Source organism: Microcoleus sp. AT3-D2 (genome assembly GCF_036705715.1).
Lineage (GTDB): Bacteria > Cyanobacteriota > Cyanobacteriia > Cyanobacteriales > Microcoleaceae > Microcoleus.
Map to the genome: position 1 here is coordinate 1 of NZ_JAUBVE010000115.1, position 11,756 is coordinate 11,756.

Genomic DNA, 11,756 nt, shown 5'->3' on the forward strand with positions numbered 1-11,756 from the left:
CATAAGTTAGGGTGAATCCGACTTCTAAACTCTAAACCTAAACCCTGCCTACTGTCTAGAACGAAATAGCCCTGGTCAATAGAGGCATCTATTTCCTGAGAGTGGGCTGCATAAAAAGCGAGAACATCGTTCACTTGAGCTTCACTTAAGTCATACTCAGCGGCAATTTGGTTTGGGGGAAAACCCCATTTCTGGGCGGCGATGACTACTGTTTGCACCCGCAAGCGAGTGTCGCGCAAAACGGGTATGAGTTGACCGCTAGCGCCCCGCACATAGGTAATTTCAGGAAAAGCGCGATCGTCATTCTGTTTCATGGAAAATTGGTATTAATTAAGGGTTAAAAAATCGGATATTATGGAAATTTTTGCTTTTCCGATTCCACATTTTAAAGTAGTCAAAAACTTTAGGCTTGTAGGCTTCTTTGTCTTCCTGTATTCCATGATCGCCTTTGCAGTTTTCAAGGAATTAACCTTGTCAAAACTAGGCTGTTGAGCTTTGATGCGCTCTAGTGCTTCCTGTATTTCTTGCTCGGAAGCAACGAGGAGGTTAGTTGCTACTGTTGGCGCAGTAATAACCAGCCCCGCTTCTATTTGTATCTGTTCCAGCATTGGCTCATCAACAATGATACACCAGACGAAATCTTTTTTAGCTAAACGGGCTGCATCTAATATCTGAGTATTGAAAACTGATTGGTAGTTGTCTTCCTCTAAGAGCTTAACTGCAATAGGCAAAATGTTTTTGTCAGTTTTACTCAACTGCTGTGCGAGGGCTTCGATTTGTTTGGCAGGTACATTTGACTCACCGTGAATAAACTTACACGGTAATCGCAAAACTTGTCCCAGTGGAATCTCATTCTCGAATTCTTCTTCGTGAAAAATTGCCATAATTACCTGCTAGTTATCGATAAAGTTGTGCTTGAGAAATACCTCTTGGGCGAGGTTTTTGTATAGTTTGGTAATGGGGGATTTGTGCCAGCAAATTACTGGGGCTTGTGAAAATTCTGCAACTTTAGTCTGAGCGTAAATTTTTAACTCTGTCTTGTAGGGCTTCCCAGTGAAGTTTAGTTCTTTGATTGTATCGTTGATGTGATTCTGGAGGACACTGCCCTTTTCAGCCGGACAATTGCTGAACACTAAACCCAGGTTCCAGGGGACAACAGGTAATTTCTCCTTATTAACTCTTGAATTTCTCAATGTAGGAATGAATTTGTCAACTTCTGCTGCATGATGGAGTGATTTTTTGTCATAATCCACAGGGATCAAAATAGTGTCACAAGAAGCGAGCATCCCTACTGACAAGACATCTATTGTAGGCGCAGCATCAATGAATATGTAGTCGTACTCCTCACTAAGCAGATTAATAATTGTCTTGATGTATGACCTTTTGAGCTGGTCTAGCAAGTTAGTGCTATCTCGAAAACTCCTCAATTCGTCCTCTTCTCCCGGCAAAACTGACAAGGAAAAATGCTGGTTATCAGTAGTCTTGAACTTGCGGATGTGAACGGCCTCGCTCAAAATCTCCTTGGCGGTGTTGTAGTCTTTAATTTCAAGTTTCTCACTGCATTTTTCCAAGTAGTTTTTAACTTTAATGTGGGCTTTCAACCCTCGGTTTAAATCATTTTGCGGGTCTAAGTCAATCAGCAAAACTTTCTTGCCTTCTGTAGCGAGTGCTGCGCCTAGATTTATGGTGTTAGTCGTTTTTGCTACGCCTCCTTTCTGATTCCAAATGGCTGTTACCAAAGCCCGCTGAGGAGTCAAGCAATACTCTAATTGACGCAAAAGCTTAGGAAAATTTGCTGCTGTCACTTTTAGCACAGGAGTTAAAGGGAAAACCAGCCCATCAACACGCCGCCAAACTTGAAAGAAGTCACCATTAAATATCCATCCGTAAGCAGCTAGATAATTAGGCTGCACTACTTTTGTATTGTCGAGGTACTGCTTAATGCCATTGTTCTTTGGGCTAATGGGATAGCCTACTGCCTCTTTATAAAGGTTTTGCTGCTGGCAAAAATCCGAAAACCCTAGGTCTGGAGCGGCATGAAATAAGCTAGTACGCTTTTTAATTTCAACAACTATTCTAGGTGGCTCGTTTAATTTGTTATATATTAAGTAATCTGGTTTTAAGCCTATTCCAGCACCTAAACCTCCAGTTTTTATCTGATTGAAGTTAAGACCTATAGCATCCCATATCAGAGGAATTAAGTGCATTGCCAGATCGTTTTCTGAGTAGTCACTCGGTAGAGATTGCCAGCGATTTATTACTAGGTCAGTAAGACTGCTTCCCATTTTTATCTAACCCCAACAAGATTGTGGCTGCCATTGTTAAGTTTTACAGTACCATAAATTAATAAAGGAAATCGCCCCTTCTTTAAAAAAAGCAAGGGGCGATCGACTTTTTAACTCAACTAATTAATGACTGTGCCCGTGCCCGTGAGAATGGCCGTGTCCGCCATGAGAATGACCGTGTTCACCATGAGAATGACCGTTCCCGTGAGAATGACCGTGCCCGCCATGAGAATGACCGTGCCCTTCATGAGAATGACTGTGCTCGCGCTGCGCCGCAGCCAAACTCGGATTAACAGCAACCGCAGTCTCACTCAACAACGCTTCAATCTGCGGATTTGCCCACTCAGCGGCCATTTTCAGAAACTCTGGATGGTCGTTAACGCAAGGCAATTTGCGGTAAGTAACTCCTTGACGCTGTTTCTGCAAAGACTCAATAATGTGGTCTACATCTAACAAAGTTTCGTGATTTTCTGTGGCAAATCCGATCGGCATAAAGACGATCGCAGTTGCACCCAAATCAATCAAATTCTTCGCAGCCAACGTCGCATCCGGCTGCGTCCATTCAATCAGCGGCGTGTCGTGGTTCAGCCAACCCACCGAAATCAAAGGATAGCGATACATCAAACGTTCGCGCACGCGATCGTACAAAGCTTGACTTTCCACAATACCCGAAGTAAAGCCCTTCGCCTTATGCGGACAACCGTGATTCATCAGCACAATCCCAATCTGAGAAGGCAAATGCGCTACAGCTAAATCGTTCTTAATTTCCTCTTCAACCAAATCCGCCATTAGCTGGATGTAAGCAGGTTCATCGTAAAAAGAGGGAATGTAGCGCTGTCCTTTTACCCAATGTTCCTTACCATCAAAGGTTTGTGCTAAAGCTTTATTGACCTGTTCGACTGCAATGCCGCTGGTGAAAACAGAATCAACTACCAACAGCGGATAAATCAGAATTTTGTCAAATCCTTCTGCTTGAATTTGAGGAATTACTTGTTCCGGCAAAAACGGCGCGCAAAAGTTAAAAGCTTTGAACACTTTTACTTTATCGCCCCATTTCTCCTGTAAATTCTTTTCAATCCCAGCGCGCTGCTGTTCAAAAATTGCATTGTGCGGCGAAACGAATTGACCGTGTTGGTGACTCCACTCGTGCAAGTCAAAGATTGCTAAAATCTTCGCCAGCGGCGGATAAATCCAAAGCGGTACTGGCGCAAACTTTGCCGTAAGCAAATTTAAAGCTTGTTCGTTGTAGTTGGCAAAATCGTCGTAGCTTTCGACTTCGCCGTAACCCATCAGCAATACAGCAACCCGATCGTTACTTGCGGGTGCTGCAGATGTTTTGTACTCGATTTTTTCTGGAGAAGCAACCACTTTGTATTCCTCAATTTTATTTATTCTAAGATATCCAGCCAGGATGAAGGGTGAATCTGAGATTTTTCATTTTTTGCGATCGCACGACTGACGTGCGCGGGGCTGATTCCCGGTTTCTTGGCCCATACTTCCCGGTCAAACCTCTTATTTATCCTAGAAACCGGATTGATGAGCATCAGTCCTAAGTCGGTTTTTTGACCCTGACCCAAAATTCGTAGGGCAGCTAAGCTGGCAGGCCTCTAATTTTCACAATCCTGTTTCTTTAAGCTTTTGTGGGCCGAGCTTCGACGCCGCCCGAAAAGTTAAATCTAAATACAGAACAGCTTCAAACTAGAATCAGCCTTTGCTAAGCTTGACAGGAGATGGGGCGGGGGGGGATAAGTTTCATGTTTTCTTAAGACTCCCTCACTTTGCCTCAGATTGATGCCGTTTGGAGCGTTCCCAGCATTTAACTTGGGGGGATACTCTTCAAACTTGACTCTATTATAAGTTTAACACCCTATCCCCTGGGGTAGTATATGATATAGTAGCTATATGATAAAGTTATGTTGCGAACTATATTAACTTTCTTGACGAACTATGAGACTGGTAATTTGCCCCGGAGTCCACGAACCAAAGCTAACCGACTGTTTCCTGGCGGGACTTTCGGGGCTTTGGGGACTGGCAGCCGATCGCCCAAACCAGCAAATAGTCGATCGTGTCAAGATTTTTCCCGCTCATAAATATCCGCCTTTTTCAGCTATTGACATATTGCACTTTTTGTGCAGCGAAGACTTAGCAGGAGAAAGTCTAGTATTTGTCAGCTTTTCGGCAGGAGTAGCCGGGGCGATCGGGGCGGCTTGGATGTGGCAGCAACTCGGCGGCAAAGTCGGGGCTTTTTTTGCCTTAGACGGTTGGGGAGTACCCCTGGGGGGCAATTTTCCCATCCACCGAATCAGCCACGATCGCTTTACGCACTGGAGTTCGGCAATTCTCGGTGGGGGTGGAGAAAGCTTTTATGCAGATCCCGCGATCGAACATTTGGATTTATGGCGAGCTCCCCAAACGGCAAAAGGCTGGCATGTCAGCCAAACCGCCGGGATTGAGACTGTCGCACCCACAACCGCAGCAAAATTTTTAGTCCACCTATTGAAACAATACGGAGTCCAATCAGTTGTTTAATCTTAATTTAGTATCCTCAGCGATCGCACCTATTGCCACCATCGCCCGCCTCGACAATTCTCTCTCTTCAGGCACAACAAACAGCCTCAAACAGTGGTTGATATTTAGTGCCTCAGCTTTTTTAGTCTCAATTCCAGTCTTCGTGCAAGCACCCTTAGTGCGTTTATATCCAACCATCAGTTTGCTATCAACTATCCCCTGGTTCGTTCTGAGTTTAATCCTCATTTTCCGCCCCAAAACCCAACTTTGGGGAGATTTATTATTAGGATTTGCCGGATGTTGGCTGGCAGGTTCTATCTATTGGGGCTGGTTTAGGTGGGAACCAATTTTACATCTACCTATAGAATCTATTGGCTTGCCTTTTGCTATTTGGTGCTTGGGCAAATCTTGGGGAAAAGTGGGCGGCTATTTTTACTTGGGTTCGCTCTTGGGTACTGCTATTACCGATTTATATTTTTATTTAACAGGCTTGATGCCCTATTGGCGGCAAGTTATGCACGCGGAACCGGAATTAGCAATGCCGATTTTTCAAAGTGCGATCGGTCAAATCGAAACTCCTTGGGGCATAGGCTGTGCTTTAGTTTTAATCGCTGTGTTGCTAACCGTAGGTTTGCTGAGTTTGCGCGGCACGCAACTGCACTGGCGCGCGTTTAGCGGCGCGGTGTTAAGCACGCTTTTAGTAGATGGTTTATTTTGGCTGGCTGCTTCTGCGGCTTAAGATTTATGATTGGTTCCTATGTTGGTAATTTTTGACCGCAGATGTGGGCGGATTGACGCAGATTAACGCAGATTTTTTGATAGATGTAGTCTTGAGATTCCTGACTTCTTTAAGAAGTCGGGAATTTTGGTATTCAGTGAACAATTATGAGTTAAAATCTAAAATCTAAAATCTAAGAATCCCAAATCAATATCATGTCTTTCATTTCAATTCGCGGTGTAGAACATTATTACGAGTGGATAACGGCAGATAACAGTGCCCAACCTAGCGGCAAACCAGTGATGGTATTTCTGCACGGCTGGGCGGGCTCAGCGCGCTACTGGGAAAGCACGGCACGGGCTATTGCTGATGATTTTGATTGTTTGCTTTATGATATGAGAGGTTTTGGTCGATCGCCCTTGCCGAAAGAGCCTCCTGAGTCCAGCTACGAACTCGAGACCTACGCCCACGACTTAGCTGAATTATTAGAATCTCTGAATTTAAGCCGCGTATTTCTCAATGCTCACTCCACAGGTGCATCAATTGCTACTTTATTTCTCAACCTTTACCCCGAAAAAGTAGAAAAAGCTATTCTCACTTGCAGCGGGATTTTTGAATACGACGAAAAATCTTTTACAACTTTTCACAAATTCGGTGGCTATGTGGTAAAATTTAGACCCTCTTGGCTGGCATCCATCCCGTTTGCCGATCGGCTATTTATGGCCCGGTTTTTGCGCCGTTCCCTGCCAACAGAGGTCAGTCTGGCGTTTCTCAAGGATTTTTTAATGGCAGACGAGCAAGCTGCTATAGGTACAATGGTGACGGCCGTCAGCAAAAGAGCAGCCGAGGAAATGCCCCAAGAATTTGCGCGACTGAGTGTTCCCACACTGCTTGTGGCCGGAGAATTTGACCAAATTATCCCCGCCGTCATGGGAGAGCAAGCAGCCTCCCTCAGCAAAAAAGTAGAATTTGTTATAATTCCGAATACGGCTCACTTTCCGATGCTGGAGGATGCCGCAACATACTTGCAGCGAATTCGAGAATTTTTGCCAGCAGCGGCTTAGCTGAGTTATTGTTCATCTAATGTACGATCGGACAAGCAAGCTTTGAGAACGGCTTTTGCTCCGATCTTAATTTTTAATTCCTAATTTCTTAAAGCGAAAGGTGGTACAATGAACGACCTCGACCAATACTATAAAGTGCTGGGACTGTTACCGGGAGCTTCCAGAGAAGAAATTAGCCAAGCCTACAAGGATTTAGCGTTCATTTGGCACCCCGATCGCATCCCCAAAGACAATCCCAGACTACTACAGAAAGCTGAAGAAAAGATTAAGGAAATTAATCAAGCTCGCGAACAATTGCGCTCTATTCAACCAAGAGGTCAGAATCAGAACGTTCAGCAAAAACATACTCAGCACAAACACACCCAGCACCAAAACACCCAGCACAAACACACCCAGCAACAAAACACCCAGCAACAAAACGCTCAGTACAGAAACACTCAGCAACAAAACACCCAGCAACAAAATACTCAGTATAGAAACACTCAACAAACTACCCAGCAACCCAATACTCAGTACAGAAACACTCAGCAACAAAATACCCAGCAACAAGCTACCCAGCAACCCAATACTCAGTACCAAAACACTCAGTACCAAAATACCCAGCAACCCAATACTCAGTCCCAAAACACTCAGCAACCCAATACTCAGTACCAAAACACTCAGTACCAAAACACTCAGTACAGAAATACTCAGTATCCAAACACCCAGCAGCAAAACACTCAGCCACCACCGGCCACCCCAAAAGAACCCCGCTACTCTTCTGAACCCTCTTCAGGGAAATATCCTGGAAATTATGCGGGAAACTATGGGGGAAACCCTGCAGGGCCATATTCAGAGGCGTCCCGCTACCAATCGCAGCCGCCGCCATCTCAGTCTTACCGCCAAGCTGGGCCCCAAGCTCCCGATTTGAGCGGTTCCAACTTCAAAGGAGCTTCCTTAAAAGAAAAGGATTTTTCAGGGAGAAACTTGAGCAATGCAAACCTGAGTGAAGCCGACTTAAGTGATGCTTTTCTACACAACGTCAATCTCACAGGCGCGAATTTGCACCAAGCTAACTTGTTCAGGGCTAATTTGTTAGGAGCTTGTTTGATCAATGCCAACTTGAGAGAAACCAACTTAATCGGAGCCGATTTGAGCGGTGCTGACTTGAGCGGTGCTGACTTAACAGGAGCGAAAATCGGTTACGGCGATCGAGTTATGGTCAAACTTACCCGGACTACATTAACAGGTACAATCTTACCCGACGGTACTGTTCATAGCTAAATTATTTAGTTTTTAGTCAGTGGTTGTAAACGCGAGTTTTACGCGCAATATTTGCTGCAACTACAAATACAAAAAAATCCGCCCTTTGCGAATTTGGGATAAAAACTTATATTCTGTCCGCTAGAACAACCGCAATAAAATTGGTTCGTAGTGAGGGCATTCGTCGTCAGAATTGTATGAGGATTTGCATTCCTCGCTGCGTACCCATAATGCTTAAATTACTTGATATGATATTACGCGATCGCGATCGCACAAACCGAGTTTTTTTACCCGGTTCAAGAACGGCAGCGAGGTCTTTTCGTTCATCAAACCCCGTTTCTGTCTCCAACACGACTAATCGAGATTCATATTACAGCAACCGCCAAAATGGTTCCTGTTCTGTTTTTTCCTTCTTCCTTCTTCCTTCTTCCTTCTTCCTTCTTCCTTCTTCCTTCCCTTATTAATTACTTCCGGCACGGCGATTGCGTAACTTTCGTCCAGCAGCCAGCATAGCGCCTCCCGCCATCAAACCCCCCACAGTCATCGGTTCGGGAACCGGCTCAGCTTGAACCGTCTCCACAGAACCGCCTTTAATAAATACAGCAGAATCTAACTTGCCATCGCCCACATCTTTAATGCGGATGCTGAGAACATTCGTCTGATTTTGCTTGAGCAAACCCTCAAAACCTAAAATTTTAGTAAAACCGTCGAGCTTAACGATGTTAGCAGCAATACCTGTCAAACTTGGGTTGTCAATATAGTCTGGGTGATATGTAGAGCGGTTATATGGATCTGGAACAAGATTATTAATCGTAACTGTTTTTCCGTCGCTCAATTTTGCCAAATTAGTGCCGTTCAGCAGCAGTTCAAAATCGTCATTAAATTCAGAATTGCCAAACTCAGGAAACTCCTCAGAAGCAAATACATATTGAAAGACTAACTTTTCAACCGTGCTATTAGCAAAAAAGCTGAGGTTTAGCTGAGTCAAATCCCCCTCTTCACCTTCAGGCCCAAAGTCCGTGCTTAAATCGCTGATGTTTGTGGTCGTGAAGTTATCTCTCCGATTTCTACCCCGTATATCGGTGACTTTACCAGTGCTCAGAACAACACCTGATGTCAAACCGAAGGGGTCATTAGTGAAAGTACCAAAAGCAGCCGAATTACCCGTAATTGAAACAGAGAAATTACTCAACCCGGCTGTATTAGCCCCCAATAAATTATTTTTTAAAGTCTCCGTGTTATTAGTTGCCCCTACCGAAAATGCCATTGCTGGCGCTGCCAACAAACTCAGAGCAGTAGTTAATGTAGCTGTTAAAGCAGCAATTTTGTGAGTGATTATCATAAATTTTTCCTGGAAGATACACACCTGATCCTATGCACAACTTAATTTTTACATTATATAAGTATCAATGTCTAGTGCCTTTACAATAACTTTACACATAATTTACACATAAGTGTATATACGCTTTCTGTGGTTATTCTTTTGGGTAGTTCTTGGCAATTAGTCAGCCTATAAACCTCAGCGCAAAAATACGGATGCAAAAATACACGTACACAGACTAATAATTTCAGGACTTACACACTGGAGACAAAAGAAACCAGGTTTTGATATCGTTTGCGAGATCCAAAATGACTAATGGCTAATGACTAATGACTAATGAGTCATGACTAATGACTAATGACTAATGAGTCATGACCTCGCCCAAAAACCCTATACAAGCCCCCGATTCCTGTCGTAGAGAGATCAAAATTTTTGACCCTAGTTCAACATCCCAGCTTCATCTGTGGAGTAAATCTAAAATCCTTCGACGCTCGCGCGAAGCGACGGCTCGCCGAAGTCTAAAATCTAAAATCTCTAATCGACTGACTGATGACTAAAACCCCCTTGCTTCTCCTTCCCCGCGCCGATCGGCAGCCCCTTCCAACCAACCGTCTGCAGTCAAGACGATCGCATTGGCATTGCCCCAGCCGTCACGTTCGACAATCTGGTGTCCCCGCCGCCGCAACTCCGAAAGCGTCGCAGTCTCAAAACCTCCCTGTTCCACCATCAGGCGATCGGGCTGCCACTGGTGGTGTACGCGAGGTGCAGATACAGCATCGCCGACATTCATGTCGTAAACCAATACGTTCAGTACAATTTGCAGCACCGTGGTAATAATCGTGCTGCCTCCGGGAGCTCCCGCAGCGAGGCGAAATTTGCCATTTTCTGTCACGATGACCGGCGTCATGCTCGATAAAGGAGTTTTGCCCGGGGCGATCGAATTTGCTTCCCCGCCCACCAAACCAGACGACAAATTCGGCACTCCCGGCGCGGCGGCAAAATCATCCATCTCGTTGTTGAGCAAAATTCCCGTACCTGCAGCCACAACTCCTGCCCCAAAACCGCCATTCACTGTAAACGTTAAGCTTACTACGTTGCGCTCTTTGTCAACTACCGTCAGGTGGGTAGTTTCGGGAGACTCCCACAGCAGACGGTTCAAAGTTTCAGCGTCAACAGCCTTTACCTCGCTAGAGGGTCTGGCTTTTGACATTTGGATTTGCGATCGTCTCAATTTGCCATAATTGCTGCTAGTCAAAGCTTTGACTGGTACATTCACAAAATCCGGGTCGCCCAAATACTGTGCCCTGTCAGCATAAGCAATCCTCATGCTCTCCGCCAGTAAATGTAGCGTATCTGGACTTTGCCTCCCCAACCTCTTGAGATCCGAATCTCCCAGAATATTTAAGATTTGCAACAAATGAACGCCGCCGGAAGAAGGAGGACACATCGCGCAAATTTCGTAAGTGCGAAAGTTGCCACAAACCGGATTTCGCCAAATCGGCGTATAGTTTTTCAAATCTTCCAGAGTGATAAGGCCGCCGTTTTTAGCCATATCGGCGACGATCGCCCGCGCAATGTCCCCGGTATAAAAACTCTGCGGATTTTGTGCAATCTGCCGCAAAGTCCGCGCCAAATCCCGCTGCACCAAAAGCTCACCCGGCTGGTATAAAATGCCACCACGAGTAAAAACCTCCCGCGCCGCCCGGTTTTTTTTGAACACATCCTCTCGTCGCCCGGTAGCCGTGGTAAACCGCGAACTTACTGGAAAGCCATTTTCCGCCAGGGCGATCGCCGGCGCCACCACCGCAGCCCAAGGCAACTTACCATACTCGCGGTGCACCGTATAAAGTCCAGCAACAGTACCCGGAATACCCGCCGCCAAATGCCCATCCCGACTTGCTCTTGGGCGCACCTTACCTTGCTTGTCGAGGTACATATCCCGCGCCGCCCGTTTCGGAGCTCGTTCCCGGAAATCAAGCACTTGTACAGTCTCCGTTTCGGCCCGCCGGAGGAGCAAAAAACCCCCGCCGCCGATACCCGCCGAAAAAGGCTCCACCACCGAAATCGCCAAAGCCGTAGCAGCCGCCGCATCCACTGCATTGCCTCCTTGTTGTAGCAGGGCCAGCCCCGCAGCGCTCGCCAGAGGGTGAGCTGAAACTGCCATGCCCTGTTTGCTGCGCTGCTGCTGCAAGGTTGGGTGTAGCTGTTGCTGGCAGCCGCCCAACACCAAGACTGTTAGGCAACAAGTATAAATTTGCACTTTGCTCAAGAACTTTGGCAACATTTTTTACGGGTAAAGCGAGGGTTTTTTATAGTATAATTCTACGGTCGTCTTCCCTAAGACCTAACGGTACTGAGTTCAACCGCAGATAAATTACCTATTATGGCAGAGGGGTAAACGATTTGACCCTGGGAGGCTCTCGCGGTACAAGAGGAAGAGAAAAATCAGGTACAGCTTAGGGCAATTTAATAATTAAACAAGTTTGAAAAAGCATTTTTGTTGAGAAAATACAGATTTCAAAAAAGCTGATGAACATAAGACCTCTTGCGAAAGTGCGCTCTTTCTAGGTAAAATAAAAGAAAAAATTAGCTTAATAATATGAACTACGAAGAATCAC

The 11,756-nt window shown here is 45.5% G+C and carries 10 protein-coding genes; 4 read left to right on the forward strand and 6 right to left on the reverse strand.

Features of this window, described 5'->3' with window-relative positions; translation table 11 throughout:
* The 4 genes from QUB44_RS28940 to QUB44_RS28955 all read right to left on the reverse strand — a co-directional run.
* Positions 1-314, reverse strand: a 314-nt coding sequence (locus QUB44_RS28940) for a DUF433 domain-containing protein (protein WP_333372918.1), incomplete at its 3' end; no start/stop codon positions are given.
* Positions 315-326: 12 nt separating this feature from the next.
* Positions 327-884, reverse strand: coding sequence for a hypothetical protein (locus tag QUB44_RS28945; protein WP_333372920.1), 558 nt, complete (start codon positions 882-884; stop codon positions 327-329).
* Between the two features lie 9 nt (positions 885-893).
* Entirely contained in the window at positions 894-2,285 is a 1,392-nt protein-coding gene (locus QUB44_RS28950) for an AAA family ATPase (RefSeq protein WP_333372923.1), read from the reverse strand.
* A 123-nt stretch (positions 2,286-2,408) separates the two neighbouring features.
* Positions 2,409-3,653, reverse strand: a complete 1,245-nt coding sequence (locus QUB44_RS28955) for a ferrochelatase (protein ID WP_333372926.1) — start codon at positions 3,651-3,653, stop codon at positions 2,409-2,411.
* Positions 3,654-4,232: 579 nt separating this feature from the next.
* Between QUB44_RS28955 and QUB44_RS28960 the strand changes: the two genes are divergently transcribed.
* The 4 genes from QUB44_RS28960 to QUB44_RS28975 all read left to right on the forward strand — a co-directional run bounded on the left by QUB44_RS28960 (position 4,233) and on the right by QUB44_RS28975 (position 7,838).
* Complete coding sequence (locus tag QUB44_RS28960; RefSeq protein WP_333372929.1) at positions 4,233-4,814, forward strand: hypothetical protein; 582 nt, start codon at positions 4,233-4,235, stop codon at positions 4,812-4,814.
* Positions 4,807-5,532: a DUF3120 domain-containing protein gene (locus QUB44_RS28965; protein ID WP_333372931.1), complete on the forward strand. Its 726-nt coding sequence runs from the start codon at positions 4,807-4,809 to the stop codon at positions 5,530-5,532. The genes QUB44_RS28960 and QUB44_RS28965 overlap by 8 nt, the downstream gene beginning before the upstream one ends.
* A gap of 194 nt (positions 5,533-5,726) precedes the next feature.
* Positions 5,727-6,575 (forward strand): alpha/beta hydrolase, encoded by an 849-nt coding sequence (locus QUB44_RS28970; RefSeq protein WP_333372933.1) that lies wholly within the window; start codon positions 5,727-5,729, stop codon positions 6,573-6,575.
* Positions 6,576-6,683: 108 nt separating this feature from the next.
* A complete protein-coding gene (locus QUB44_RS28975) occupies positions 6,684-7,838 on the forward strand; it encodes a pentapeptide repeat-containing protein (RefSeq protein WP_333372936.1) in 1,155 nt (384 codons plus the stop codon).
* Between the two features lie 439 nt (positions 7,839-8,277).
* Here the strand turns inward: QUB44_RS28975 and QUB44_RS28980 are convergent, their stop codons facing one another.
* Together QUB44_RS28980 and ggt are read right to left on the reverse strand one after the other, a co-directional pair.
* Complete coding sequence (locus QUB44_RS28980; RefSeq protein WP_333372939.1) at positions 8,278-9,159, reverse strand: choice-of-anchor L family PEP-CTERM protein; 882 nt, start codon at positions 9,157-9,159, stop codon at positions 8,278-8,280.
* Between the two features lie 532 nt (positions 9,160-9,691).
* Positions 9,692-11,422 (reverse strand): gamma-glutamyltransferase, encoded by a 1,731-nt coding sequence (gene ggt / locus QUB44_RS28985; RefSeq protein WP_333372942.1) that lies wholly within the window; start codon positions 11,420-11,422, stop codon positions 9,692-9,694.
* Between the last annotated feature and the right edge of the window lie 334 nt (positions 11,423-11,756).